This window comes from Methylotenera sp. L2L1, from assembly GCF_000744605.1.
Taxonomy (GTDB): domain Bacteria; phylum Pseudomonadota; class Gammaproteobacteria; order Burkholderiales; family Methylophilaceae; genus Methylotenera.
This window is the reverse complement of record NZ_JQMG01000001.1, coordinates 527,710-553,376: the sequence shown is the minus strand read 5'-3', so window position 1 is coordinate 553,376 and position 25,667 is coordinate 527,710. Positions and strand designations below refer to the sequence as shown.

Below are 25,667 nucleotides of genomic sequence, written 5' to 3'. Positions count from 1 at the left end.
GTTGGTAAGCTATTTAGATATAAATCATCGCTTGATTAATAAATGTAGATAAATAGCTTGCCAAGTGGTGCATAAATAACGTAAAATCCGCGCCTTTCTGCTTTAAATTTTTCAAAAGAGAACAAAGATTATGGTTATTATTCGTTTAGCTCGTGGTGGCGCGAAAAAAACTCCTTTCTACAACGTGGTTGTAGCTGATTCACGCAATCGTCGTGATGGTCGCTTTATTGAGCGTGTTGGTTTTTACAACCCATCAGCTAGTGCAAACGCTGAAGGTTTACGCATTGATTTAGCTCGTGTTACGCATTGGCAAAATAACGGCGCACAATTGTCTGAGACAGTTGCACGTTTAGTTAAATTCCACGCTAAAGGTCCAGAAGCTGCTATTGCTGCTAAAGCAAAAGACGCTGCTAAGGCTGAAGCTGCTAAAGCAAAAGCTGCTGCTGAAGAAGCTGCAAAATTAAAAGCAGCCGCTGACGCTGCTAAGGCAGAAGCTGACGCTCAAGCCGCAGAGGCTGCTGCCGCAGCTAAAGCTGCCGAGGCTGCCGCTGCTGAAACACCAGCTGCTGACGCTTAATTTAAAAAGCTTAGGTAAGTTACCTAAGCAATTAAAATGGCTGTGAATAACATGGTTGTAATGGGGCGCATTGTTGCGCCCTACGGCGTTTATGGTTGGCTTAAAGTGTTGCCAGATACAGAAGCAATTGATGGTCTGTTTGATTATGACACTTGGTGGCTAGGTAAAGGCGACGACTGGCGTGAGATGGTGGTGGAAACTGCTAAACTTCATAATGATGTGATTGTTGTGAAGTTAGAAGGTATCGACGACCGCGATGCTGCTTTTGCATGCAAAGGTAAGCAGATTGCCGTGCCAAGAGCGCAATTGCCAGAGCCTGACGAGAATGAATATTACTGGTCAGACTTAATCGGCTTACGTGTTAAAAACAGCCAAGGTGTTGATTTTGGTTTAATTATTGAAGTGTTTGAAACCGGTGCAAATGATGTGCTTGTGGTAAAACCAGATGTGGTAAAGCCGGATGTAGTGAGCGCAGATGCTGATAAAGAGAAGCCGCAAGAGAGGCTATTGCCATTTGTAGCAACAGTCGTGTTGGAGGTTGATTTAAAAGCTAAAACGATGTTGGTTGATTGGGACGAAGACTTTTAGTCGTTTCGTTAAAATTAAACCATTTAAATCATGGCGTTTAAATTTGATATTGTGACCTTGTTTCCCGAAATGTTTGATGCCATCACTAAGCATGGCATTACAAGTCGGGCGTTACAGCAAGGCATTTATAATGTTGGCTTTTGGAATCCGCGTGATTTTACTAGCGATAATCATAAAACTGTAGATGATAGGCCCTACGGTGGTGGTCCTGGTATGGTGATGCTGGTACAGCCGCTTGAAAAAGCGATTGGTGCAGCAAAAGCAGCCCAGACGTCTGATGATGATCATTGGGTCGTGCATTTGTCGCCCGCAGGAAAACCGCTAACCCATCAGAAAGTGATGGAGTTAAGCAAAAAGCAAGGCTTGGTGTTGCTTGCCAGTCGATATGAAGGTGTCGATCAGCGTTTAATCGATGCTGAAGTAGACGAAGAAATATCGATTGGGGATTATGTATTAAGTGGCGGCGAGTTGCCCGCCATGGCATTGATGGATGCAATCATCCGCCAGTTGCCAGGTGCGTTAGGTGATAGTGATTCTGCGATTGAAGATTCATTTGTAGATGGCTTGTTAGACTGCCCACACTACACTAGGCCAGAAGAATATAACGGCAGACGAGTGCCTGATGTTTTAATGTCAGGTAATCATGCCAAGATTAAACAGTGGCGTTTGAAAATGTCATTGCATAGAACTCGGGATCAACGTCCCGATTTATTGGCCGCAAGGCCGTTGACGAAAGAAGAAGCACGGCTACTAAAAGAACTTGAGTAGAGTTCTGATAAGTAGGAACAAGTTTCTTCACAATTAAAAGGAACTCCGACGGGCAACCGGAAGAGATAAATAAAGATGGCAGATATTATTAAAATGTTGGAAGAGGAAGAAATTGCCCGTTTAGGCAAAACTATTCCTGAATTTGCTCCAGGTGACACTGTAGTGGTTGGCGTAAACGTAGTTGAAGGTACACGTAAACGTGTACAGTCATACGAAGGCGTTGTTATTGCTAAACGTAACCGTGGTTTGAACTCATCATTCATCGTACGTAAAATCTCTTCAGGTGAAGGCGTTGAGCGTACATTCCAAACTTACTCACCATTAATCGCTTCAATCGAATTGAAACGTCGCGGTGATGTACGTCGTGCGAAACTGTACTACCTACGTGAGCGTTCAGGTAAGTCAGCACGTATTAAAGAGAAATTAGTAGCACGTGACAGAGAAGTTCTAGCGCCAGTAGAAAAAGCGTAAAACTTAGTCTGTGTGTAACAGACATTAAAACCCCAATCGATGAAAATCATTGGGGTTTTTTGTTGCCTGTAAATCTAGTTTAGCCAATTACTTATTATCAATGCATATTCATATGCGTTATGTGTGGTTTGCATATGGCTAGCTTTGGTTTAACATAACATGATGAAAACCAATCCTCTTGATGTAAATGATGATGCACTCATTAATGCACCGTTTGGTCAGGTGTATATTGCTGTTCATCAGCAACAGTTAATGATTGAGTTGCTCCCACTGTCGGCCAATGCGCAGCAGTTGCCTGACCATGACAAGGTGACGCTAGAAAAAACATCAACACACCCACTTGTGAACATAGCTTGCCAGCAGGTGATGCAATATTTACAGCAAGCTAGTGTAGCGTTCGGCTTACCTGCTAACCAGCAGGGTACTGCATTCCAACAGCGCGTCTGGCAAGCAATATCCGCCATCCCCTGTGGGCAGACTCGTACTTACACGGAGTTAGCTCAACAAATTGGCTCAGGCCCGCGTGCAGTTGCAAACGCTTGTGGCGCCAATCAGTTACCTTTGCTTGTACCATGTCATCGGGTGGTCGCCAAAAGTGGCTTAGGTGGCTTTATGCAAGGTAAGCGTAATGGCTTGCTGATTAAGCAGTGGCTGTTGCGGCATGAGGGTGTACAGTCATTCAGAGGTTGTAAATGAGTGAGCGCACGCTTGCGCCTGATGATGCAGCGCAAATTGATGTTTTTATTGACCATCTCTGGTTGGAAGATGGTTTGTCTAAAAATACACTGGAAAGCTATCGGCTAGACCTCACTTCGTTTGCGGGTTGGGTATTCACACAAAATAAACAGTTGTTAACTGTAGATAAAGCAGATGTTCAGCAATATCTAGCGGTTAGATTTCCACTAAGTAAACCGCGCAGTATTAGTCGCCTAATCGCCAGTTTAAGACGCTTTTATCGCCACTGCTTACGCGAAAATACAATCAGTGATGACCCTACCGTACAAATTGAGTCACCTAAGTTACCGCGTAGCTTGCCAAAAAGCCTGAATGAAGAAGAGGTGGAGGCCTTACTTAATGCGCCAAACCTGAGTGAGCCAGCGGGGCTGCGAGATAAAGCAATGTTGGAGTTGCTTTATGCCTGTGGCTTGCGTGTGTCGGAGCTGGTTTCAATTAAAACAACGGAAGTGAGTCTTAGTGATAGTGTGGTGCGTGTGACAGGTAAAGGCAGTAAAACACGGTTGGTGCCGATGGGTGAAAACGCAGTAGAGTGGATCTCGCGGTATCTAAAAGATGCGAGGCGTGAAATTATGCAAAACCGTTTATGTGATGCATTGTTTGTTACCAATCGTGGCGATGCAATGACGCGTCAGGCTTTTTGGTACATGATTAAACGTTATGCCTTGTTGGCTGGTATTACCAAGCATATGTCACCACACGTGTTGCGCCATGCATTTGCCACGCATTTGCTCAATCATGGGGCTGATTTAAGGGTGGTGCAGATGCTGTTAGGTCATTCAGATATTTCTACGACGCAGATCTATACGCATGTGGCGCGGGAGCGGTTGAAGCGGTTGCATAGTGTTCACCATCCAAGGGGAAAGTTTTCATGGGAGTGAAGTTGTGAGAAATTTATCGATAATTTCTTTTAGACACATAAAAGCAAAGCTTTACGCCCTTTCAATTTAAGGGAGAGGGTAAGACGGCGGAATTTGAAAAATGTCGGGGGTAGCCCGACAGCTAGTTACTTTCTTTTAACTGCCTGAAAAGAAAGTAACCAAAGAAAACGGCACCCCACACCACGGGCTACGCCTTCCTTGTGCTACTCAACACAAAGGGCAGCAATAGGAAATTCGCCCAACAAAATGTTTGGGCTCAAACAGCCTGTTGCTGGAAACTCCCTTTATGTCAGCGTTGCTCAGCGTGGCGCAAGGGGATAGATCGGTTACGTAATGTCAAACCTATGAATTTTGCAGAATTTTGATATATTTCCAATTTTTAACTTTTTTTCAGGGTATTTATCTCTGATTTGACTAATTCGATTACCACCGAAATCAATAGCTTGTTTTGTATTGCTCATATGCCAAGCATTGTTAATTGCAAAAGCAAATCTATATTCACTTTGATTTTGATAGCTATCAAGTTTCGAGAGGGCAATTTTTTCTGGTAGTGCCCAATCGATAATTGGAGGGTTGTTGATTGAGTAGTAGTTAATATCGCCAAAAATAAGTTGTTTGTCTTTAATGCTTGGGCGTATCGATAGCGCTCCTCGAATGCCTGATATAAATTTCGCAATGTTGGTTATCTCAACGCATACGTTGCTTTTGAAGTTAGTCGCCAATTCACTGCTGAGTTTATTGCTGGTGCAAAATATGAAAATATCATCGGTATTTGTATGTGATTTAAAGGTGGCTTCTGGTAACAAAACTTTTTCACCTGTCTCAGACTTAGTAATCTCTAAACCAGTTGTGGGCTTATACAGTCTCGCTCCTTCAAACATATCTCCCCGGTTTGTATCTTCATAAGCATGAAAGTACGATAAGGAGCGAAATAGCAATTCACCATTTTTTAAAAAGCCATTTAAGTATTTCTCAGGCATGTATTTAAATAAACGGGGCAATTTTAATTAACCCAACTTTCGTTCAATCACTACCCCCAGCGCCTTCAAGCCTGGCAATATCGTAGGTTTAGCCACTTTAATCTTCACGTTAAATGCGTTAAATTCTTTCAATATCAATTGGCATAGGTGCTCCGCAAGTTTTTCTACCAGCTGGAAGCTGTTTTCTTGTAGGGTTTCACGTATACGGCTGACTACTGCGCCGTAGTCGATGGTGTCGTTTACGTCGTCACTTTGGCAGGCGTTGCTGAGGTCGTAGCCGATTTCTATATCTAGGATAATGGTCTGCGGGGTCATGCGTTCCCACTCTGGTACGCCTAGTTTGGTTTGTACTTTAACTTCGCTTAAAAAAATGATGTCCATAAAGCCTTATTTTCTTGTCGTCATTCCCGCGAAGGCGGGAATCCAGTAATATCTTGAATATTAAACCACAATTTATTCGTAGTTGTGGTGTCACAGATAGATTCGCGCCTTTCATGTATGAATAATGTGCTTCAGTGCATATATTCTATGGGGATGCCAAGTACTGGTAGGCGTGAATGATAGTAGAGAGAGTTTAAATGAATGAATTAGGTTTTATTCCTGTCACACTAGTGCCAGTTGTTTGGGTTGTTGCAGCTTATCTGCTTGGCTCAATTGCATTTGGGATTTTAGTCAGTAAGTTATTTGGTTTGCCAGATCCGCGTACGGTTGGTAGCGGTAATATTGGCGCTACAAATGTGGCGCGTAGCGGTAAGAAATCGGCAGCTATTCTGACTTTATTGGGAGATGTGTTTAAAGGGTGGTTTCCTGTGTGGCTGGCATTGCAGTCTGGCATGACGATGTGCGTGGTGAGTCTTGTAGGTTTGGCTGTGTTTTTTGGCCATTTGTACCCGATTTATCATGGTTTTAAAGGTGGTAAAGGTGTTGCAACTGCATTAGGTGTCATGCTGGCTATCTCGCCTATGCTTGCTTTGGCGGCATTGCTAACTTGGGTGGTTGTGTTTGCCGTCTCGCGCTATTCATCACTTGCTGCTTTGGCGGCGGCGGCGTTGGCGCCTGTCTATGCTTGGTTCTTATTGGCAAATGCAGATAATGCGATTGGCGTTTCTGATTACGTGCTGATGGTATTGGTGATGTCTATTTTCTTGATATGGCGCCACAGAAGTAACATCAAAAAGTTGTTGGATGGTACTGAATCAGGGTTTGGTAAAAAGAAATAAAATAATCACGCAGAAAAGTCATTATCACTTAGCTATCGCACCCTCAGTCATCATTCTCTGGTTAAGGGCGTGATGACTAAGGCGCTTGTAGCTCACTCAAATTCCAACGTGGCTTTACGCTAAAGCTATAATTTTTATCTTCATTATCTTGCATAGCTTTCAGGCGCATCGCACCTGCAAATGCAATCATCGCGCCATTGTCGGTACAAAACTCTAAGCGTGGGTAGCTTACTTTGCATAGTTTTCGCTTAGTGGCTGCGTTTAGTTTTTCTCTTAGCTTTGCGTTTGCCCCGACACCGCCAGAAACAATTAAATTGTCTAAGCCGGTTTCTCGTAATGCACTCATACACTTGATAGTAAGCACTTCTGTCACTGCTTCTTGGAACTCGTAAGCGATATCCGCCTTGGTTTCTGCATCCAGCGGTTGGTGTTGGTTCACCAATGTTAGTACTGAGGTTTTTAAGCCGCTAAAGCTAAAGTTTAAATCGCCGCTGTTGAGTAGTGGGCGAGGCAATTTAAAGCGAGGTTTACCAGTTTTTGCTAGGTTCGATAGGGCTGGGCCGCCCGGGTAGCCCAGCCCTAATAATTTTGCAGTTTTATCAAATGCCTCACCTGCGGCATCATCCAACGTGTCGCCAAGCAGTTCATATTGGCCTATCCCATCAACTCGCATCAACTGGCTATGCCCACCAGAAACCAGTAAAGCAACAAATGGGAACGCTGGAGGGTTGTCTTCTAATAAAGGCGCTAATAAATGGCCTTCTAGATGGTGTACGTTAATAGTAGGGATTTGTAGGCTAAACGCAAGTGACTCAGCAAAACTTGTGCCCACGAGTAGTGCGCCAGACAGTCCTGGGCCTTGTGTGTAGGCAATTGCGTCAATATCTTGTAATGTTTTGTTGGCGTCTTTAAGCGCAAGTTCTGTCAGTGGCAGTACGCGGCGAATATGGTCGCGTGATGCAAGCTCAGGCACTACGCCACCATATTCTGCATGCATTTCCACTTGTGAGTGTAGTGCGTGAGATAATAAGCCATTGTCCGTGTCGTATAAGGCGATGCCTGTTTCGTCACACGATGATTCAATGCCTAAAACTAACATTTATTTGGGTCCATTTTTGTCTTAAAGTGCATTTTTATAACACAAAGCTATAAAAGTAATTGAATAAAAGTAATTATACGATTAAAATGGTGGACTTTTCTCAAGTTTATGAGCCTTTGTTTGGCGGACTTGAGCATCACCTAATTAAATTGTTGCAGATAAGAGAGAATAAATGTCTAGTGTACGCGTAAAAGAAAATGAGCCGTTTGACGTTGCTCTACGTCGCTTTAAGCGCCTAATTGAAAAAACTGGTTTATTGAATGATCTTCGCGCTCGCGAATTTTACGAGAAGCCAACTTGGGAACGTAAACGTAAAGCTGCTGCTGCTGTTAAGCGTCAATATCGTCGCTTGATGAAGCAAACTTTACCAGCAAAATTGTACTAAGAAGCTTTCATGTCGTTAAAAGCTCAGATATCTGAGGACATGAAAACCGCGATGCGCGCTAAAGATAGCGTGCGTTTGGGTGCAATACGTTTATTACAAGCGGCTATTAAACAGCGTGAAGTGGATGAGCGTATTGAATTAGATGACAGTAATGTGATTGCTGTGATTGAAAAAATGCTCAAACAGCGTCGGGATTCTATAGCAGCGTATGAGTCAGCTAATCGTCATGATTTAGCTGATGTAGAAAAGTTTGAAGTCACCGTGCTGCAAACTTACTTGCCACAGCAACTGACTGAAGATGAGATTAAAGCCATCTTGGAAAAAGTTGTGGTTGAGTCAGGCGCTGCTGGTATTAAAGACATGGGCAAGGTGATGGCTGAAATTAAGCCATTGGTCGCAGGCCGTGCTGATATGGGTAAAATATCCGGATTGATTAAAACTCGTCTAGGTTAACCCGTAGCGATAAATGCAAGTAGACATTACAAGGAGCGATATGCTCCTTTTTTGTTTTAAAATTACGCTAGAATTGCTAGCAAATTCTATTAACGTAGTTATTTTTAGCTAAAGCTGACACTTTGATACCTGAAAGTTTTATTCAAGAGTTGCTCAATCGCGTTGATATTGTCGATGTGATTGATAAAAGTGTGCCGCTAAAAAAGGCAGGCGCCAATTATTCTGCCTGCTGCCCGTTTCATAACGAAAAATCTCCTAGTTTTACCGTAAGCCCTACCAAGCAGTTTTATCATTGTTTTGGCTGTGGTGCACATGGCACTTCCATTGGTTTTGTGATGGAGTATCAAGGCCTTAGTTTTGTTGATGCGATTCATGATCTAGCCAAAATGGCGGGCATGACCGTGCCGCAAGAGGTGCGCGATAACGACAAGCCGGCGCCTAAAGTGGTCGTTGGCTTGCAAGATGCGTTACAACAGGCGGCCAATTTTTATAAAGCCGAGCTAAAAAAATCCCCGCGTGCTATTGAGTACTTAAAGGCGCGCGGTCTAAGTGGTCAGGTCGCCGCTAAGTTTCAGGTAGGATATGCGCCCGCTGGCTGGCAAAATTTACAAAGCGTTTTTCCGCATTATGAGAATGAGGCATTAACGGTAGCAGGTTTGGTTGTGGAGAATGAGCAAGGTCGTCGTTATGATCGGTTCCGCGACCGCATCATGTTTCCGATTCATGACCAAAAAGGGCAGGTGATTGGCTTTGGCGGCCGTGTTATTAATCCAGAAGATACGCCTAAATATTACAATTCACCAGAAACGCCTTTGTTTCAAAAAGGGCATGAGCTATACGGTTTGTTTTTGGCGCGCAGAGCAATCCGTGATGCAGGCAGAGCCTTAGTGGTAGAAGGTTATATGGATGTGGTAGCGCTAGCGCAATACGGCATTGAGTATGCGGTAGCTGCGCTTGGTACGGCGACAACGCCTTACCATATTACGAAACTGATGCGTCAGGCCGATGAAATAGTATTTTGCTTTGATGGGGACAATGCGGGCCGCACCGCAGCATGGCGCGCAGCAATGAACGCGCTGCCTGCGTTGACTGATGGCTTGAAGCTGTCATTTTTATTTCTTCCAAAAGAGCACGACCCAGACTCTTATGTGCGTGAGTTTGGTAAAGAAAAGTTTGAAGCTGAAATTAAATCGGCAATGCCGTTGTCTCAGTATATTCTGCAGCATTTAAGTGAGAATAATGCCCTGCAAAGTCAGGAAGATCGAGTGCGCTTCCTAAATGAAGCTGAGCCTATCATGCAGCAGATTAATGCACCGCGCAGTGCAATGTATTTGCGTAAGAAGGTTGCTGAGTTAGCGCTGTTGTCGCCTGATGAAATGCAAGTGTTGTTAAAGTTGCCCAATTTGAATAAGGCACCAGTGCAAGCTAAGCCAAAACTGACGCGTACAACGGTGTCACTACAAAAGCGCTTTGGTTTAATGTTGTTGATGCACCCAGCACTAGCGCAAAAAGATGATTTGGATTTGCTTGATGAGCGGGACGATGCAGATGCTTTATTGCGGCAGGTGATTGAAATTTGCCTGATGTATCCCCATTCTAAACCTGCGGTATTATTGCGCGAGTTGGAACGAAAAATCGATGCCGGCGTTCTGCAAGAGTTGCAGCGAGAGTTAACGCTGCTGGATGATACGCTTGATCAGGCGCAAGAAGTTGCAGGTGCTCGTCAGCAGTTGCAGGCAGCACATGCGCAGCGCCAAGGCGCGTCATTATTGGCACGCATTAGCGAAAAACCATTGAGTGCTTTAACGCCCGATGAAATCGCGCTATTGAAATCTGTTGGTAGTAAACCCCAGCCAAAATAAGGCTATATTCTGTTATAATGCGCGGTTACGGTAATCTTATTTATCATGTGTGATGTATGCGTCATGGTAGAGCTAAAATTTTAGAGGTAAGACATGGCAAGACCAAAGAAAAGTGATCAACAAGCTGAAAAAAATGCAGAAGACTACGTTCGTCCAGAACTGCAAGAGGTCAGTGCTGAAGAGCGTCGCATTCGTCTTAAAAGTTTAATCGTATTAGGTAAGGAGCGTGGCTACCTGACTTATGCTGAGATTAACGATCACTTGCCTGATGACGTTCAGGGCTCTGAGCAGATTGACGGCATCATCGGTATGATTAACGACATGGGTATTCAGGTATACGAAGAAACGCCTGATGCTGAAGCGTTGTTGATGTCTGATGCACCTCCAGCCGTGACTGATGATGACGCGGTTGAAGAGGCAGAGCAAGCGCTTGCGACTGTGGACTCTGAGTTTGGCCGTACTACTGACCCTGTGCGTATGTATATGCGTGAGATGGGTACAGTTGATTTGCTTACACGCGAAAGCGAAATTGAGATTGCCCGCCGTATTGAAGATGGCCTCAAGCATATGGTGCAAGCGATTGCTGCTTGTCCTACGACGATTGCCGCTTTGTTGGAAATGGTAGATAAAGTTGAGCGAGATGAATTAAGTGTTGATGATTTAGTCGATGGCTTAATTGATGCTGACATCGGTTTAGACGATGCTATGACAGAAGAATCACCAGAGGAAGAAGAGCCTGAAAGTGATGATGACGATGAAGACGGCGATGAAGATGGTGCAAAAGCCGCTGCTATCTCTGCGGAGGCATTAGCTAAGCTGAAAGAAGAGCTGCTTAAACGTTTTCAAGTAGTGCGTGCAGCACACCAAAAAATGACAGTGATCTTGCCGGTTAAAGGCTCTCAAGACCCTGAATACCTAGCATTGTTGTCAGAAATTTTGGTTGAATTAACAGCATTCCGTTTTTCACCAAAACAAGTAGAAACACTATGTGATCAAGTGCGTGGCCTAGTTGAAACGGTACGTGGTCATGAGCGTAAAGTGCTGGACTTCTGCGTTGAAAAAGCAGGTATGCCACGTCCATACTTCATTAAATCATTCCCTGGTAATGAAAGTAACTTAGCTTGGTTAGAAGAAGAGCTTAAAGCTGACAAGCCATACAATGAAAAACTGGCGCGCTTCAACCACTCAATCTTAGATCAGCAGCAACGTATTATTGATTTGGAAACCAAAGTAGGTATTTCAGCGAAAGAGCTGAAGGAAATCAATAAACAAATGACCACAGGCGAGGCGCGTGCGCGTCGTGCTAAGCGTGAAATGATTGAAGCAAACTTACGTTTGGTGATTTCTATTGCTAAAAAATACACCAACCGTGGCTTGCAGTTCTTGGACTTGATTCAAGAAGGTAATATCGGTTTGATGAAAGCAGTGGATAAATTTGAATACCGCCGTGGTTTCAAATTCTCAACCTATGCAACATGGTGGATTCGTCAGGCGATTACGCGTTCTATCGCTGACCAGGCGCGTACCATCCGTATCCCTGTGCATATGATTGAAACGATTAATAAAATGAATCGTATCAGCCGCCAAATTCTGCAGGAAACTGGTATCGAGCCAGATCCAGCATTGCTGGCTGAGAAAATGGAAATGCCTGAAGACAAGATTCGTAAAATCTTGAAAATCAGCAAAGAGCCAATTTCAATGGAAACGCCAATTGGTGATGATGAAGATTCTCACTTGGGTGACTTTATTGAAGACAGTACGACCTTGGCACCAGTGGATGCAGCAGTTTATGCAAGCTTGCGCGATGCAACAAGTGAAGTGCTGGAATCATTGACACCGCGTGAAGCAAAAGTGTTGCGTATGCGTTTTGGTATTGAAATGAACACAGACCATACGCTAGAAGAAGTAGGTAAGCAATTTGATGTAACGCGTGAGCGTATTAGACAAATTGAAGCGAAGGCGCTACGTAAGTTGCGTCATCCAACTCGTTCAGAAAGATTAAGAAGCTTCTTAGAAACTGGACAAGATTAGTTTAAAATAACGACTTCAAAAGTTTAGGCCCCTTAGCTCATGCTTGGTTAGAGCAGCGGACTCATAATCCGTTGGTACTGTGTTCGACTCACAGAGGGGCCACCAAAACAAAAGGACTTAGAGAAATCTGAGTCCTTTTTTCTTATCAAGACCCTGTGCTCGCTATGACTTATTCCTTTGATGTGGTGTCGGCCACAAAGCTATTTTGCTATGTAGACATTTAGAACTATCTTATTTTAGGTCAGTCTTATTGGTAAGGAGATAGCTTGAGGTAAGTGATTGAATTTAGTCGATAGCTACCCGAATGCTCCTGACTGTAATACCAACTGTAGCTAACGATAATTAATTGATAAATCTTTCAATGTGCTTACTGATAGCAGATGTGAGAGAGGTTTATCATGAACACGATGAAAATAAACAAGGTATTTGTCGGCGAGGCCTTGTATGGTGAAGGCAATGAGGTTGCCCATGTCGACTTAATTATTGGTCCGCGCGGTAGTCCGGCCGAAGTGGCTTTCTGTAATACACTCACCAATCAAAAACGCGGTGTTAATGGTCTATTAGCTGTACTTGCGCCTAATATGATGGCGAAGCCAGCGACAGTGATGTTTAATAAAGTAGATATTAAAAATGCTAAGCAGGCTCTGCAGATGTTCGGCCCAGCTCAGTGTGGCGTTGCAAAAGCCGTAGCTGATAGTGTTAAAGAAGGGTTGATTCCGCTTGATGAAGCAAATGATTTGTTCATTTGTGTAGGGGTGTTTATTCATTGGGATGCTGCTGATGATACTAAAATCCAAGACTGGAATTACGAAGCGACTAAACTTGCTCTTAAGCGCGCAATAAACGAGCTACCTTTGCCCGAAGAGGTCATTATGCAAGATGGCGTGGCGCATCATCCATTAGCGGCGCATGATTATCAAAAAGCAGCTTATGACTTTAGACGTCGTGCTTAATTGTCATAGATGTGCTTGAAGCGGCTGAGTGGATGAACTTCTGAATGGCAGTGATTGGATTTCATGCTTGTGTTATATTGCTTGCAGGATACGTTGGGTGTCTACAATTGTGATAGCTGTGTGTTAGTGTGGTTTGCTAGGCACAGTAATGATGATGTTGACCTATTTGAGGTCTTGGCTACCGAAAGGTAGCTATTTTTTTATATATTAAAGCCTATGGTTAATCATTCTAATCAGCCCGATGCTAAGCAGTGCCTGCAATGCGTTCATTATTTTATTACCTATGAACCACGCTTTCCTTATGGATGCCGAGCATTAAGTTTTAAAAGTAGGCGGCTGCCATGTAATGAGGTGTATGAGGCATCCAATACGAATTGCTTGATGTTTGTGAGCAAGTCAATTTCACAGTAGTTATTCGTGCTTATAATGCGCTATCAGGTGACAATAAAATTATAACTTATTGATATTGAATGGAAAAATTTCTATTGAGTAAGCGATTTAGTCATTGATATATGAGCGAGTCTGTACTTGTTGCGTATTGTATTGGGTGAGTGTTTAATTAGTAATGGCTTATTGAGTCAGCAGTACTTTTTACTGTGGTTTGTCAGAAATGGATGGATGCACACCTTAGGGTGATTGCAAAACTATATTACCGCGCGGATACTTGTTTGCAGGAGCTGTACGTAACCGAGTGTTTGACGTAGTATTGAATGTGCACTTTTTAGTTTTATTTGAGAAGAGTGTATATGCTGTGTTTGTGATTTGTCATGAATAGCGCCCATAGGCAATGTTGATATATTAGTTAACCTTGTCTTAATGTTGGTTTTTTTAGCGGGATATAATGATCGCTAAGGTAAATTCAATTAAACCGATCTCAACCCTAGCTATCTTGATAGCGCTTGCGGTATGGGCGTCACTTTGCTTGATAGCACTGCTTGCAGTAGTTAATCTCAATCTCCGAGATGCAGAAAGAAACTTCACTGAACATGGTGAGGATTATGTAGATAAGCTTAATAGAAGTATGGTGAGTAGCGAAACCGTCTTGAAAGGTTTTTCTGCGCTGTTTGCCGCGATTGGCAATACTAACCCTGAAAAAGTATCGGTATACGTTAAAAGTGTGATTGATACGAATGATCAGATTTTTGCGTTAGAAATCATACAAAAGGTTGCGAAAAAACAGCTGCAAGATTTTATTGTCAGCAGGCGGCTTGGTGGAAATGTCGATTTTACGGTTAAATCATTTTCTTTTGGTGAACACAGGGGATGGATGCCGCCCCAAGATAAGCCGTTTTATTATCCTGTCATATATATGGAATCGCTGTCATCAAGCTCGAAAGAGATTCTTGGTTTAGATGTGTCTAGCGTCCCCTTCCTTGAAAGTGCCGTGACTCAGGCAATTACCCTTCGGCGTCCTGTGGCAAGCCATCCATTCCGATTGATTCAAGGAAATCTTGCCTATGTAGTGTTTTGCCCGATAAAGTCAGAAGACAACATGATTGTTGATATGATTATTGATGCAAGTAGGTTGCAGAGGCCAAGTGATAATTTGATGCGCGATGGCTTTAGCGCAGTTGTTTATCATACGGACTTTACTATACAAGACCCTAAGGGTCATTTGTTTTCAGTGTCTGGACGCGCTAGAAGTGCCATTGAAGTGAAAATTTTCCCAGTATTTAAGCACCAAAAATCATTAGCCACCATGGGGGAGCCTTTTTTAATTTTAATGACTAGGCAGGCTGGTTGGACTGACCTGAGTTTAAAGCTGATTGGATTGATGGCGCTGTTGTCGATGGTGTCTTCGGCAATTTTGTATATTTATTTGTGTTCAATTCAACGTGGTCGACTTGAGCATATTAGTCATCAAAATCTGTTATGGAAACTTGCTAATCAAGATGGACTCACTGGAATTCCTAACCGTATGCTGATGTTAGATCGCCTAGAGCAAGCTTTAGCGGTTAGTGACCGAAATGGCCAGTACGGTGCGGTGATTTTTTTAGATATCGATGATTTTAAAGTACTAAATGATACTAAAGGGCATGACGCTGGGGATTTGCTACTGATTGAAGTTGCTAAGCGGATTAAGCATTGTATTCGCGATGTTGATACGGTGGCTCGTTTAGGCGGGGATGAGTTTATTGTAATTTTAAGTGAGTTAGGTACGGAGTTCGCTGAGTCAAATGCCGCAGCTAATCAGGTTGCAGATAAAATCCAGATGATGGTAGAGCAACCTTGTCGGCTTCAATTGTTTGACTATCAAGTGACCGTTAGTATTGGTATCACGTTGTTTAAAGGCAGTGAAAAAACTATCAATCAATTGCTGAAATCGGCCGATGCTGCAATGTATCAGCAGAAGGCAATGCATCACCAGTAAATGACATAATGTTTTCTTATTTGCTCAGTATAACCCGGTTTTAATTCTATTATTTCATTGATTCTCGTGTGCTTATGTCAAGAACTCTCAAGCTTGCGGGGTGTTGTTTAGTCGGTGGCAATTATCGATAATCAAATCATGCTACGCTGTTGTTTTTTAGGCATAATAGCGCCTGTTGAATAATTAAGCTGAATGTAAGAGAAATATGAAAGCAATGATACTAGGCGCTGGTAAGGGCACAAGAGTCCAGCCGATCACACATGAAATTCCGAAGCCAATGATTCCCTTGGTGAGGAAGCCAGTGATGGAATATCTGATTGAGTTGCTTAAGAAGCATGGGGTTGATCAGATTATGGTAAACACTAGCCACTTGGCGCCCATTATTGAGAATTACTTTAGAGATGGCGAGCAGTTCGGTGTAAGCATGGCCTACTCTTACGAAGGATATGTAGAGTCTGGTGTTGCTATCAGTTCGCCAGTGGGTTCTGCCGGTGGCATGAAAAAGATTCAGGATTTCTCAGGTTTTTTTGATGAGACATTTATTGTGCTCTGTGGTGATGCCTGGATTGATTTGGATATTAGCAAAGCGCTAGAGATTCATCGCCAGAAGAAAGCGATTGCCAGCATTATTATCCGTGAAGTGCCAAATGATGAGGTGTTTAAATACGGCATCGTAGCCCTTGATGAAGATGATCGTATCTTACAGTTCCAAGAAAAGCCGGATCCTAAAGACGCAATTTCCAATCTGGCCAATACCGGTATTTATATCTTTGAACCGGAAATCTTTGACTATATTCCTTCTGGTGTTGCTTATGATATTGGTGGCGAGTTGTTCCCTAAACTGGCACAAGCGCACCTGCCTTTTATCGGTATAAACTTGCCGTTTCAATGGTTAGATATTGGTAATGTGCAGGATGTGTGGACAGTGACCAGCCAGATATTAAATGGTGAAGTGAAGGGCTTTAAGATGCCTGGTCGAGAAGTTAGGCCGGGCGTGCATGTGGGTATTAATTTAAGTGTTGATTTTGATCAGGTGAATATTACGCCGCCGGTTTATATAGGCGGCAGTACGAAAATTGAAGCTGGCGCAACGATTGTGGGCCCCGCTGTATTGGGCGCAAGTTGCGTGGTTGAAACTGGCGCGGTGATTAAAAACTGTATCGTGGAAGATTACACACGGCTGACTAGTCAGGCGAATTTAGAAGGTAAGATTATCTTTGGCAGCAAGTGTATTGACCCGATTATGGATACACAGGTGGACATTGCTGAAGCGCGTTTAGAGTTTATGATTGAAGATGCTCGTAAGCTCGTTGAAACAGATGAGGATTAATTTAAACGGTAAGTAAGTACATACTTTCGCTAACTTGAGGTGTGATTAAACTAGTGGTGTTGAGTCGGCGAAAGTGTGTAGGCTTTATTTAAAAGCGTTAGTAGTTTGATCGTCTAAAAATCTCACCTTGTGGCTTTAAATCAAAGGCAATGCAAATTCGTTCTTCATTTGAGTTGAACGGAATGGTGCGATGAAATAGCGATGATGGGAACAGTACGATGTCACCCACATTAGGTGATGCAACCCCTACTGGAAAATCATCGTGTTTCTGTGGGTAATTGTCACCGTGCAAGCCGTATTCAAAACAGCCCTCTAGCGGGTCTTTTCGATCTTTAGGCAATACTAGATACACCGCGCCACTAATCCAGCCCACTTCATGGATATGGCGATCTACATAACCGGCACGACGTAAGCGTACATACCAAGAGCTGGTAAATTCCAGCTCGTCAGGAAATGACTTAATCAGCTCGCAGTCGGCGCCGGCAAAGCGGTTTTTGTAGTTAATAAATTCTTGTTTAACTAATTCCCCCAGCTTTCTGAAAGATGCCTCTGGGCGCTTAAATAAATTGCCAGCAGATTGTTTGCCATTAATAATCATACCCTGTGCGCGCACTTCAATCGCAGTATTGTCTATATCGTTGAGTAGGTCTTTTAGAAATTGGCTATTCGGTTCGGCAAGTTCTGAGATGCTATTTTGATAAACAAAATCAAAGCCGTTTTTACAAAAATTATAATGGTCTTCTACACCAAAGTTGCGTGCGTAGTGTGAGGATAATGTGGCTAAAAATGGGGCGTCATGTTTTTTGTGCGTACGCACAATTTCATCTAATTTTGTTTTAAAAGCATCAAAATGTTCTGCTTTATAGGTGCAATATAAAGCACGCTCTTGCCAATCATCTAAATGCGATCGTTCAAAATAATCAATGGCTTCATCAAAACGGTTAGCAAGGTATAGAAACTCGCCCATATTGTAATTGGCGCCAGCATGGTCTGTGTTGAGCTTTAGCGTGTCTAAGTAACTTTTCACGGCATCTTCCATATTGCCTTGGTCACGTAAGCACTCGCCAAGATAATTATGTGCGTCAGCATAGTTAGGGAATAAGCGAATCGCATGTTTAAAGTGCTTAATTGCCTCATCCAGTTTGCCTTGGTCACGTAGCGCTGTTCCTATATTGAAGTGACCGCGTGCATCTTCGTGAATATCTAATGCAGTCTGATAGTTCTTGATAGCGTCTTCTAGTAAGCCCTGTTTTTGTAATAGCGTACCTAAGTTGCCATATGCCTCAAAGAAGTTGGATTGCAGTGCAATGGCCTGCTTATAATGACGGCTGGCTGCTTCTAGATTACCAAGGTTTGAAAGTGCAATACCTAAGTTGAAATGTAGGTCGGGCGTGTTCGGTTGGATTGATAGTGCCTTTTTATAGCTGTCGATGGCGGCTTCGGGCTTAGATAAACCGTCTTGGGAAATACCTAAAATTTGATACAAGATAAAAGTGTTAGGGTAGCGCACCACCAGTTTTTTTGCGGCCTGTTCGGCTTCTGCTAGTTTTCCTGAGTTAAATAATTGCAGGACAGGTTGCATTTCCAATTGGCTGGGTTGGGGTGAGAAAGATGCTTGCTTTGCCATGATTCGTCCTAAATGTATATCAAAACCCGTGTGTGGTGGTGAGTGTAAGATTATTCGTCTTGCTGTTGTAGGCGAGCTGCCATTTTTCTCAGAAACTTCATGGCTACCTTAGGTTCGTCTAGTAGCAACGTTTCAATATTGTCGGTATCCATTGTAATGACCTCTGCATTGATGGATCCCACTCTGGCTTCAGCAATGGTTGGAGTATTCGACAACATTGCCATTTCGCCAAAGTATTCGCCAGCATGAACGGTGCGTAATATCTTGCTATGTTTAACGATTTGCACCTCACCTGCCACTAAGTAGTACAGATGGTTAGTGGCTTCGCCATGCTTAAAGATAATGTCATTTTTCTCATACACCTTTCCGTAACGCTGCATCAGTTTTTTCACGTAGTGAGATTCTGTCGCAACACTAGGTTCTGATGACTCGTCAAAAAGTCCCTTGAGTAATAAGACATCTTTTTTTCTTAATGTTGCAATGAGCTCTGTCCCGAGCAAAAATACTGCAAAATTTACATACAGCCAGGTAATCGAAATGAAAAGATTCTTCATGCTTCCAAAAACTGAGCCATAGGATTCGTTCATGGATAAAAACAAGGTAAAGGCTGGTCGCATCAGTAGCCAAAGTATGGCTGTAAATAAAGCGCCAATTAAAATATGCTTGATATATAAGCGTGCAGGAAAGAACACAAAGTAAAAAGCACTGATCAAGAGGGTGGTGAGTCCTAGTGATGTTAATGTTGCTAGCATCTCATATTGTAAGAATCTGCTACTTGCCCCTAAAAAAACAATCACTTTTTCTAGCATTAGCCCTGCAAATGTAAATAAAAAGAATAGTAGTAGCATGCCGACAATGGCAAAAATGTCTTTCACTTTCCTTTTAATAAACGATGGCGCTTCGACTAGGCTAGCAATGCTGTAGAAAGCTGCGCGCATAGCGCCCGCTAAGGGCGTGACTGTCCAAAGGAGTACAAAAAGCCCGACTGCCCCCCATGCGGCTTGATGTTTTGCCGTGCTATACACTTCCGTCATGATGGAATTACTTAATTGAGGAACCAAATTGCTAGTAATAATAGCGAGCTTAACAATTGCATAGTCAGAACTGAAAATGAGCTGGCTAAACAAAAAAAACATGAGTAATACTAAAGGAATCAATGCAAACATCGCATAAAAAGATAACGAGGCAGATAAGCCGAGTGCATTGTGCCGCTGAAAAGCTTTAAACATTTCATGAAATACAAATAATGGTGTGTTGTATCTCTGATTAGCGTAAACCTCGCTAGGCATGCTGATAGCCTTACGCAAATTATCGCGCAAGGCTAAGTTAGATTTTGGACTGAAAGTGATTTTCTTCATACGGTGATACTTAAGATCAAAGCCCTGCGGATGGAGATCATATTCAAATTTCTAATTGCTGGCATTGGGTTATGGCAACCTCTAATATGCTTAATATTGAGAAAGTATAAGTAAAATAGCTGGTAATAATCTTAGCACTATACTTCCTCATAGTGATGCAAGGGTTAGCTTAAATTTTTGAACTTTTCGGTCGCCGCGACCAATGCGGAGGTTGTACCTGACTCCATTGCTGAGTGCCCTGCATCGTCAACTAGGTAGAGCTCTGCTTGCGGCATTGCTCGCTTCAGCTCCCATGCTGTGATTGGCGGGCATACCATGTCATAACGACCTTGAACGATGACAGTTGGAAGGTGAGATAATTTACTGCTTGCCTCAGCCAGTAAATCACGTTCACTGACAAAACACTGATGTTGGATGTAGTGAATCTGTACGCGTGCGCGTGCAAGTTCAACAGCACCGTTTATGGCTTGCTCACTGCTTGGTCTTGGCAGTAAAGTCATTATGCTACTTTCAAATTGATTCCATTGAATGGCAGCAGGGATGCTAATGGCGGTATCGTCTGAGAAAATGAGTTTTTCGTAAGCATTAATAGGATTGTTTCTTGATCCAATAGGTAAAAAATCACACAAAGTTTCCCAAGGTTCTGGATAAAAAGCTTTTACATCGTTCAAAAACCAATTGAGCTCAGTTGTGCGACTTAAAAAGATACCGCGCAAAATTAATCCTGTTACATGTTGCGTATACTTTAATGCGTAAGCAAGCCCAAGTGTGCTGCCCCATGAGCCACCAAATACTAGCCATTGATCAATGCCAAGATTTTTTCTTATTAAATCAATGTCATTAATTAAGTCATCAATTGTATTGTTAACGATAGACCCTAATGGTTTGCTGCGGCCACAGCCGCGCTGATCAATCAGGATAATCTTATAGTAGCTTGGGTCAAAGAAACGGCGTTGTGTTGGATTACATCCGCTGCCTGGGCCGCCGTGTAGGAACACAACAGGCACACCATCAGGGTTTCCGCAAACTTCGTAGTAAACCTCATGCAAGTCATCAACTTTAATCATACTTTGTTTAAATGTATCAAGCTCTGGATACAAGTTGTAGAGATTGGTTTGCATGGATGATTTTTTCTTTCTATTTGATTTTAAATGATATTTTAAGATGTAAGTGTCAAGCGGTGTGGTGCTGACTAGGGATTTTAAGTAATAAGTGTGACTATGTTAAGTTAATTGTAAATAAATTGTAAATAATGTATTGCAATTCATGATTCACTGGTTTATAGTTCTGTTCAAGCACATTTAGTGTGCTACAAATAGTTTCATAAAAGCTAGTAAAAATTTTGAGGAACATCAAAAATTTATTAGTTTTGTTTATGAATCTATTTATTTAAACCTTAGTAGTTTAACTTTGGAGATTAATATGCAAATCAACAAAATCAAGTTAGCACTTGGCTTGGTAGCAGGTATGGCGATGCCTTTAGTAGCATCAGCAGCCGCAGATCAAGAAGCAGCAATGAAAGACGCGAACAACTGGGCTCACCCACGTGGTCAGCACAACAACCAAGGTTACAGTGCATTAGCACAAGTTAACAAAGGTAACGTAAAAAATCTTAAAGCAGCTTGGACATTCGCTACTGGTGTAAACCGTGGTCACGAAGGTTCACCAGTTGTTGTTGGTAACATGATGTATGTACATACAGCATTCCCAAACAACGTATACGCTTTAGATTTAGATAACAACCAAAAAATCGTTTGGTCATATTTCCCAAAACAAGATCCATCAGTACAAGCTGTACTATGTTGCGATAACGTTTCACGTGGTTTAGGCTATGGCGACGGTAAAATCTATCTACAACAAAACGATGGTAACTTGGTAGCTTTAGACGCTAAAACTGGTGCTAAAGTATGGTCAACATTGATCAACGATCCAAAAGTTGGCGCGACAAACACTAACGCTCCACACGTAATCAAAGACAAAGTATTAACAGGTTGTTCAGGTGCTGAATTCGGCGTACGTTGCTTTATCGCTGCATACAACATCAAAGACGGTTCTTTGGCATGGAAAGCATACTCAACAGGTCCTGACGCTGAAATGTTAATCGGTTCAGACTTCAACAAAGATACACCTGAGTACAGTGCATTGTCAGTTTACCAAGACGTAAACGGCGGCAACAAAGAAGGCGGTTCTTTCAAAAAACTTCCTAACGACCAATTGAAAATTGGCGAAAAAGAACTAGGTACACGTACATGGTTGAAACCACAAGCAGTTAAAGATGGTTGGCAACATGGTGGTGGTTCTGTATGGGGCTGGTGGCCGTATGATGCACGTACAAACTTAGTTTACTACGGTACAGGTAACCCATCAGTTTGGAACCCAGATGTACGTCCAGGCGACAACAAATGGTCAATGACTGTATTCGCACGTGACTTAGACACTGGTGTTGCAAAATGGGGCATGCAAATGACTCCACATGACGAGTGGGATTACGACGGTATTAACGAAGTTATCTTGTTCGACAAAGGTGGCAAAACATACGCTTGGCACCATGACCGTAACGGCTTCGCTTACACATGGAATGCACACAACGGTAAATTACAAGCTGCACAAAAAGTTCACCCATTCGTAAACTGGGCAACTGATGTTGACATGAAAACTGGTGTACCAAACAAATTGGCATCAGCTTCTACTCACCAAGACTACAATGCTAAAGGCATCTGCCCAGCTGCATTGGGTACAAAAGACCAACAACCAGCTGCATACTCACCAAAAACTGGTTTAGTATATTCTCCATTGAACCACGTATGTATGACATACGAGCCAGTTGAGTCTAAATACGTTGCTGGTCAACCATGGGTTGGTGCAACATTAACAATGTTCCCAGGTCCTGACGGTGTTATGGGTGGTTTCGCTGCTTATGATCCAATGACAAACAAAAAAGTATGGTACAACAAAGAGAAATTCTCAGCTTGGGGTGGTGCTTTAACTACTGCTACTGACTTAGTGTTCTACGGTACTTTAGATCGTTGGTTCAAAGCTGTTGATGCTAAATCAGGTAAAGAACTTTGGAAATTCCAAGTTGGTTCTGGCGTGATTGGTAATGCATTCACATACGGTCACAAAGGTAAACAACACGTTGGCGTGCTATCAGGTATCGGTGGCTGGGCTGGTGTAGCGATGAACCTTGGTATGACTACTCCAACAGACGCTTTAGGTGCTGCTGGTGGTTATGCAGAACTAGTTAAATACAACGCTGCTCCTGGCGGCGGTGCATTGAACGTGTTCAGCCTATAATTAATTGTTGAAAAACAATAAAATTATTAGCTAATAACGTAAGCTAGTACTAAACGTAGTAAATAAAAACACCCCGACTTGTCGGGGTGTTTTTTTATTGAGCAAGCGTTCAGATATAAATCTTATTAGTAACTATCAACGAACGTTCAATAGGTCCAAGCGTTCGTTTTTCGATTAAGAATGTTTCGATTTCACAGCGTAAGCGGCTTAATTTAACTAAGCTTACTTGGTTGGTTTGTCACTTTGTTAGCAGGTGAGGATGGCGATGAAAATCGGTCATGATTTGTGTCAAATTCATGAAAATCTGCTGTTTCATGGTCAGGCTATCCTGTATAGTCGTATGTCGGTTTTGTGGGTCTTAATAGGTAGAACTTTTAATTAAGTTAATACTCTATTACTAAGCGCGGTGAAGTAGAGGCCGCATTTTTATGATAAGGAATAAAAATGTTTAAAAGAATGAAATTGCTTGGTCTTTTCATAGGTTTTCTTACAGTAGGTAATGTACAAGCTGAAGATTATTACTCTTCAGGCAGGGCTGGTGAAGTACAACGTGTAGATGATGGCACCGAATTTAAAGTCTGTGCAGACCAAGATAACTTACCCTATTCAAATAGCAAATTAGAAGGGTTTGAAAATAAGATTGCTGAAGTGTTGGCGCAAGATTTAAATAAAAAACTGGCTTATACCTTCTGGTACGACAGAATGGGTTTTATTAGAAACACCTTAAGTGCAAAAAAATGCGATGTGATTATGGGCACAACCTCAGATTACGATGCATTGAGAACATCAAAACCTTATTACCGCGCAGGTCATGTGTTTATTTACAAAAAAAGCAGCGGTATGAAAATTACAGGCTGGGATAGTCCTGATCTTAAAAAAGCAACGATTGGTATCGTTGGCCAAAGTCCAGCGACGATTGCATTGAATGATTATGGCTTGATGCCTAATGCAAGACCATATCGCATGCAGCGTGATTTAAACTTGCCACCAAGTTATTTGATTGATGATTTGTTAGCGGGTGAAATCGACGTAGCCATTATGTGGGGTCCAATTGGGGGCTATTTCGCTAAACAATCAAAAGAGCCGTTAGAGGTTGTGATGGTGCCTGACTACGAGTTGGTCAACGCTAAGGGTAAAACTAACTGGAATATTTCAATCGGTGTACGTAAGTCTGATAAAGAGCGCTTAGCGATGATTGAAGGCGCACTGGAAAGAAACAAAGATAAAATTAACAAGATTCTAGATGATTACGGTATTCCACATATGGCTGTTGTTGATGGCGATAGCATTATGAAAGTTTATCGCAAAGGAAAAGAAGTTAATAAAGAAACTCGCGGTGACGCAATCCCAAAAACAGAGTAAAATACGCGCTTATTTTGCGTTGTTAAGTCAACCGATATATAAATAACTACGTTAAATGATCGTACGTTGACGAATGCGCTTAGCATGAATAAGACGTAACTCATTTCATGTGAATTAAATTAGGAGATAACATGTTAGGCAATAAAACTTTAGCGTCAACATTATTAGTTTCTATGTTGGCATTAACAGGTTTAGTATCTGTAAATGTGCAAGCTGCAGACATTAACCTAGTAGCAACGCAAGATGGCGCACCTTTAAATATTAAAAAAGAATTATTTGATACCCCAGAAGCTAAGCAATTCTTAGCAACTGGCAAAAACCCATACATTGGTAATGAAGCTGCTATTAAAGCTGGTAAAAAGAAATTCAACCTATACTCATGTAATGCATGTCATGGTGGCCATGGTGAAGGTGCTATTGCCCCAGGTTTGACAGGCGCTACAATGAAATATGCTAAAAATCTAACAAACAAAGGTATGTTTGAAACGATTTGGCATGGCACTAACGGCGGTATGGGTGCTAAAGGTCTAGGCTTAATGGTTCCGGAAGATCCAACTGAAGGTTTGAAACCTGATGATTTATTAAAAGTGATTGCGTTTATTCGTAGCAATAGCAAAATTAACGGTAATGAATAATTAGTTGTGTTTATCTAATAAAAAACGGTCGCAATCGCGACCGTTTTTTATTACAGCATAAATGCGTTATTATTAAACTTTTTATAATAGATAGAGTGAATGATGAATAAACATTTATTTTTAGTTGCGTTCATTGCAATGCTAGCCGCATGTGGCCAAGACTCTGGATCTAAAGGGGCTGGTGCTTCTGCGGGATCTGATGCAGAAATCAAGATGATTGATTTAGTCACAACCCAAGACGGTTCACCATTAAAAATTGACGCCAAGTTGTTTGATACACCTGCAGCAAAAGAGTTTATTGCCACTGGTAAGAATCCTTATATTGGTGTTGAAGCAGAAATACAAGCGGGTAAAAAGAAGTTTAACTTATATTCATGCGTAGCATGTCATGGTGGCCACGGCGAAGGTGCTGTTGCGCCAGGCTTGCAGGGTCCAAACTTTAAGTATGCAAAAAATGCGACCAATAAAGGTATGTTTGAAACCATTTGGCATGGCACTAACGGTGGCATGGGTGCAAAAGGTTTTGGCCTGATGCAGGCTGATCCACCTGATGGTTTAAAGCCAGATGAAGTATTAAAAGTTATTGCATGGATTCGTAGTAATTCAGCGATCACTGGAAACGAGTAAGTTATATTAAGATATAAAAACGCTTACTGATATTCAGTAAGCGTTTTTTTGTTTTCAGTG

At 42.3% G+C, this 25,667-nt stretch carries 24 protein-coding genes and 1 tRNA gene; 19 read left to right on the top strand and 6 right to left on the bottom strand.

From position 1 onward, the window contains the following. Positions 1–130: 130 nt before the first annotated feature. The 6 genes from rpsP to xerD all read left to right on the top strand — a co-directional run bounded on the left by rpsP (position 131) and on the right by xerD (position 4,020). Complete coding sequence (rpsP, locus tag FG24_RS02625; protein WP_019897173.1) at positions 131–577, top strand: 30S ribosomal protein S16; 447 nt, start codon at positions 131–133, stop codon at positions 575–577. 36 nt (positions 578–613) lie between these two features. Next, the gene (gene rimM / locus FG24_RS02620; RefSeq protein ID WP_036300701.1) at positions 614–1,165 is read left to right on the top strand and encodes a ribosome maturation factor RimM; all 552 of its coding nucleotides are present in this window, start codon (positions 614–616) and stop codon (positions 1,163–1,165) included. A 30-nt stretch (positions 1,166–1,195) separates the two neighbouring features. Then, on the top strand, positions 1,196–1,933 hold the full coding sequence (gene trmD, locus FG24_RS02615) for a tRNA (guanosine(37)-N1)-methyltransferase TrmD (protein WP_036300700.1): 738 nt from the start codon (positions 1,196–1,198) through the stop codon (positions 1,931–1,933). Positions 1,934–2,008: 75 nt separating this feature from the next. Further along, entirely contained in the window at positions 2,009–2,404 is a 396-nt protein-coding gene (rplS, locus tag FG24_RS02610) for a 50S ribosomal protein L19 (protein WP_019897188.1), read from the top strand. A gap of 162 nt (positions 2,405–2,566) precedes the next feature. Next, complete coding sequence (locus FG24_RS02605) at positions 2,567–3,100, top strand: methylated-DNA--[protein]-cysteine S-methyltransferase (RefSeq protein ID WP_081880922.1); 534 nt, start codon at positions 2,567–2,569, stop codon at positions 3,098–3,100. Beyond that, on the top strand, positions 3,097–4,020 hold the full coding sequence (xerD, locus tag FG24_RS02600; RefSeq protein WP_036300695.1) for a site-specific tyrosine recombinase XerD: 924 nt from the start codon (positions 3,097–3,099) through the stop codon (positions 4,018–4,020). Before FG24_RS02605 ends, xerD begins: the two co-directional genes overlap by 4 nt. A gap of 326 nt (positions 4,021–4,346) precedes the next feature. On the opposite strand, the gene FG24_RS12365 is transcribed toward xerD, so the two are convergent. Further along, on the bottom strand, positions 4,347–5,000 hold the full coding sequence (locus FG24_RS12365) for a hypothetical protein (protein ID WP_051901398.1): 654 nt from the start codon (positions 4,998–5,000) through the stop codon (positions 4,347–4,349). 27 nt (positions 5,001–5,027) lie between these two features. Then, a complete protein-coding gene (gene folB / locus FG24_RS02590) occupies positions 5,028–5,381 on the bottom strand; it encodes a dihydroneopterin aldolase (RefSeq protein WP_036300693.1) in 354 nt (117 codons plus the stop codon). A 197-nt stretch (positions 5,382–5,578) separates the two neighbouring features. Here folB and plsY point away from each other — a divergent pair, with 197 nt between their 5' ends. Further along, the gene (gene plsY / locus FG24_RS02585; protein WP_036300691.1) at positions 5,579–6,220 is read left to right on the top strand and encodes a glycerol-3-phosphate 1-O-acyltransferase PlsY; all 642 of its coding nucleotides are present in this window, start codon (positions 5,579–5,581) and stop codon (positions 6,218–6,220) included. A gap of 76 nt (positions 6,221–6,296) precedes the next feature. Here plsY and tsaD read toward each other — a convergent pair whose 3' ends face one another. Beyond that, positions 6,297–7,319 (bottom strand): tRNA (adenosine(37)-N6)-threonylcarbamoyltransferase complex transferase subunit TsaD, encoded by a 1,023-nt coding sequence (tsaD, locus tag FG24_RS02580; RefSeq protein WP_036300689.1) that lies wholly within the window; start codon positions 7,317–7,319, stop codon positions 6,297–6,299. 172 nt (positions 7,320–7,491) lie between these two features. Between tsaD and rpsU the strand changes: the two genes are divergently transcribed. The 8 genes from rpsU to FG24_RS02540 all read left to right on the top strand — a co-directional run bounded on the left by rpsU (position 7,492) and on the right by FG24_RS02540 (position 16,704). Beyond that, positions 7,492–7,704, top strand: coding sequence for a 30S ribosomal protein S21 (rpsU, locus tag FG24_RS02575; protein ID WP_015833002.1), 213 nt, complete (start codon positions 7,492–7,494; stop codon positions 7,702–7,704). Between the two features lie 9 nt (positions 7,705–7,713). Beyond that, positions 7,714–8,157, top strand: a complete 444-nt coding sequence (locus FG24_RS02570; protein ID WP_036300687.1) for a GatB/YqeY domain-containing protein — start codon at positions 7,714–7,716, stop codon at positions 8,155–8,157. Positions 8,158–8,279: 122 nt separating this feature from the next. Next, positions 8,280–10,019 (top strand): DNA primase, encoded by a 1,740-nt coding sequence (gene dnaG / locus FG24_RS02565; protein ID WP_036300685.1) that lies wholly within the window; start codon positions 8,280–8,282, stop codon positions 10,017–10,019. Between the two features lie 93 nt (positions 10,020–10,112). Further along, positions 10,113–12,050, top strand: a complete 1,938-nt coding sequence (gene rpoD, locus FG24_RS02560) for an RNA polymerase sigma factor RpoD (protein WP_036300683.1) — start codon at positions 10,113–10,115, stop codon at positions 12,048–12,050. 26 nt (positions 12,051–12,076) lie between these two features. Then, positions 12,077–12,155 (top strand) — tRNA-Ile (locus FG24_RS02555). Positions 12,156–12,448: 293 nt separating this feature from the next. Beyond that, the gene (gene fae, locus FG24_RS02550) at positions 12,449–13,003 is read left to right on the top strand and encodes a formaldehyde-activating enzyme (RefSeq protein ID WP_036300680.1); all 555 of its coding nucleotides are present in this window, start codon (positions 12,449–12,451) and stop codon (positions 13,001–13,003) included. A gap of 841 nt (positions 13,004–13,844) precedes the next feature. Further along, positions 13,845–15,374 carry a sensor domain-containing diguanylate cyclase gene (locus FG24_RS02545; protein WP_235189710.1) on the top strand — a complete coding sequence of 510 codons (1,530 nt, stop codon included), beginning with the start codon at positions 13,845–13,847 and terminating at the stop codon, positions 15,372–15,374. A 205-nt stretch (positions 15,375–15,579) separates the two neighbouring features. Further along, positions 15,580–16,704: a sugar phosphate nucleotidyltransferase gene (locus FG24_RS02540; RefSeq protein ID WP_036300675.1), complete on the top strand. Its 1,125-nt coding sequence runs from the start codon at positions 15,580–15,582 to the stop codon at positions 16,702–16,704. A gap of 97 nt (positions 16,705–16,801) precedes the next feature. Here FG24_RS02540 and FG24_RS02535 read toward each other — a convergent pair whose 3' ends face one another. The 3 genes from FG24_RS02535 to pip form a co-directional block, all read right to left on the bottom strand. After that, positions 16,802–18,331, bottom strand: coding sequence for a 2OG-Fe(II) oxygenase family protein (locus FG24_RS02535; protein ID WP_036300672.1), 1,530 nt, complete (start codon positions 18,329–18,331; stop codon positions 16,802–16,804). Positions 18,332–18,381: 50 nt separating this feature from the next. After that, positions 18,382–19,689, bottom strand: a complete 1,308-nt coding sequence (locus FG24_RS02530) for a YhjD/YihY/BrkB family envelope integrity protein (RefSeq protein WP_036300669.1) — start codon at positions 19,687–19,689, stop codon at positions 18,382–18,384. Positions 19,690–19,853: 164 nt separating this feature from the next. Continuing rightward, the gene (pip, locus tag FG24_RS02525; protein WP_036300666.1) at positions 19,854–20,810 is read right to left on the bottom strand and encodes a prolyl aminopeptidase; all 957 of its coding nucleotides are present in this window, start codon (positions 20,808–20,810) and stop codon (positions 19,854–19,856) included. A gap of 301 nt (positions 20,811–21,111) precedes the next feature. Between pip and FG24_RS02520 the strand changes: the two genes are divergently transcribed. The 4 genes from FG24_RS02520 to FG24_RS02505 all read left to right on the top strand — a co-directional run bounded on the left by FG24_RS02520 (position 21,112) and on the right by FG24_RS02505 (position 25,607). Beyond that, entirely contained in the window at positions 21,112–22,983 is a 1,872-nt protein-coding gene (locus FG24_RS02520; RefSeq protein WP_036300663.1) for a PQQ-binding-like beta-propeller repeat protein, read from the top strand. Positions 22,984–23,427: 444 nt separating this feature from the next. After that, a complete protein-coding gene (locus FG24_RS02515; RefSeq protein WP_036300659.1) occupies positions 23,428–24,345 on the top strand; it encodes a quinoprotein dehydrogenase-associated putative ABC transporter substrate-binding protein in 918 nt (305 codons plus the stop codon). A 131-nt stretch (positions 24,346–24,476) separates the two neighbouring features. Then, positions 24,477–24,980: a c-type cytochrome gene (locus FG24_RS02510; protein WP_019897225.1), complete on the top strand. Its 504-nt coding sequence runs from the start codon at positions 24,477–24,479 to the stop codon at positions 24,978–24,980. Between the two features lie 102 nt (positions 24,981–25,082). Further along, positions 25,083–25,607 (top strand): c-type cytochrome, encoded by a 525-nt coding sequence (locus FG24_RS02505; RefSeq protein WP_036300657.1) that lies wholly within the window; start codon positions 25,083–25,085, stop codon positions 25,605–25,607. Positions 25,608–25,667: the final 60 nt, after the last annotated feature.

What these genes read in the sequence shown, in the direction of transcription:
- rpoD (WP_036300683.1), top strand. Translation starts at nt 10,113, where the DNA reads ATGGCAAGACCAAAGAAAAGTGATCAACAAGCTGAAAAAAATGCAGAA.
- FG24_RS02505 (WP_036300657.1), top strand. Translation starts at nt 25,083, where the DNA reads ATGAATAAACATTTATTTTTAGTTGCGTTCATTGCAATGCTAGCCGCA.
- fae (WP_036300680.1), top strand. Translation starts at nt 12,449, where the DNA reads ATGAACACGATGAAAATAAACAAGGTATTTGTCGGCGAGGCCTTGTAT.
- tsaD (WP_036300689.1), bottom strand. Translation starts at nt 7,319, where the DNA reads ATGTTAGTTTTAGGCATTGAATCATCGTGTGACGAAACAGGCATCGCC.
- rpsP (WP_019897173.1), top strand. Translation starts at nt 131, where the DNA reads ATGGTTATTATTCGTTTAGCTCGTGGTGGCGCGAAAAAAACTCCTTTC.
- FG24_RS02540 (WP_036300675.1), top strand. Translation starts at nt 15,580, where the DNA reads ATGAAAGCAATGATACTAGGCGCTGGTAAGGGCACAAGAGTCCAGCCG.
- FG24_RS02510 (WP_019897225.1), top strand. Translation starts at nt 24,477, where the DNA reads ATGTTAGGCAATAAAACTTTAGCGTCAACATTATTAGTTTCTATGTTG.
- FG24_RS02535 (WP_036300672.1), bottom strand. Translation starts at nt 18,331, where the DNA reads ATGGCAAAGCAAGCATCTTTCTCACCCCAACCCAGCCAATTGGAAATG.
- folB (WP_036300693.1), bottom strand. Translation starts at nt 5,381, where the DNA reads ATGGACATCATTTTTTTAAGCGAAGTTAAAGTACAAACCAAACTAGGC.
- xerD (WP_036300695.1), top strand. Translation starts at nt 3,097, where the DNA reads ATGAGTGAGCGCACGCTTGCGCCTGATGATGCAGCGCAAATTGATGTT.
- FG24_RS02605 (WP_081880922.1), top strand. Translation starts at nt 2,567, where the DNA reads ATGAAAACCAATCCTCTTGATGTAAATGATGATGCACTCATTAATGCA.
- rimM (WP_036300701.1), top strand. Translation starts at nt 614, where the DNA reads ATGGCTGTGAATAACATGGTTGTAATGGGGCGCATTGTTGCGCCCTAC.
- rplS (WP_019897188.1), top strand. Translation starts at nt 2,009, where the DNA reads ATGGCAGATATTATTAAAATGTTGGAAGAGGAAGAAATTGCCCGTTTA.
- FG24_RS02520 (WP_036300663.1), top strand. Translation starts at nt 21,112, where the DNA reads ATGCAAATCAACAAAATCAAGTTAGCACTTGGCTTGGTAGCAGGTATG.
- plsY (WP_036300691.1), top strand. Translation starts at nt 5,579, where the DNA reads ATGAATGAATTAGGTTTTATTCCTGTCACACTAGTGCCAGTTGTTTGG.
- trmD (WP_036300700.1), top strand. Translation starts at nt 1,196, where the DNA reads ATGGCGTTTAAATTTGATATTGTGACCTTGTTTCCCGAAATGTTTGAT.
- rpsU (WP_015833002.1), top strand. Translation starts at nt 7,492, where the DNA reads ATGTCTAGTGTACGCGTAAAAGAAAATGAGCCGTTTGACGTTGCTCTA.
- pip (WP_036300666.1), bottom strand. Translation starts at nt 20,810, where the DNA reads ATGCAAACCAATCTCTACAACTTGTATCCAGAGCTTGATACATTTAAA.
- FG24_RS02570 (WP_036300687.1), top strand. Translation starts at nt 7,714, where the DNA reads ATGTCGTTAAAAGCTCAGATATCTGAGGACATGAAAACCGCGATGCGC.
- FG24_RS12365 (WP_051901398.1), bottom strand. Translation starts at nt 5,000, where the DNA reads ATGCCTGAGAAATACTTAAATGGCTTTTTAAAAAATGGTGAATTGCTA.
- FG24_RS02545 (WP_235189710.1), top strand. Translation starts at nt 13,845, where the DNA reads ATGATCGCTAAGGTAAATTCAATTAAACCGATCTCAACCCTAGCTATC.
- FG24_RS02530 (WP_036300669.1), bottom strand. Translation starts at nt 19,689, where the DNA reads ATGAAGAAAATCACTTTCAGTCCAAAATCTAACTTAGCCTTGCGCGAT.
- FG24_RS02515 (WP_036300659.1), top strand. Translation starts at nt 23,428, where the DNA reads ATGTTTAAAAGAATGAAATTGCTTGGTCTTTTCATAGGTTTTCTTACA.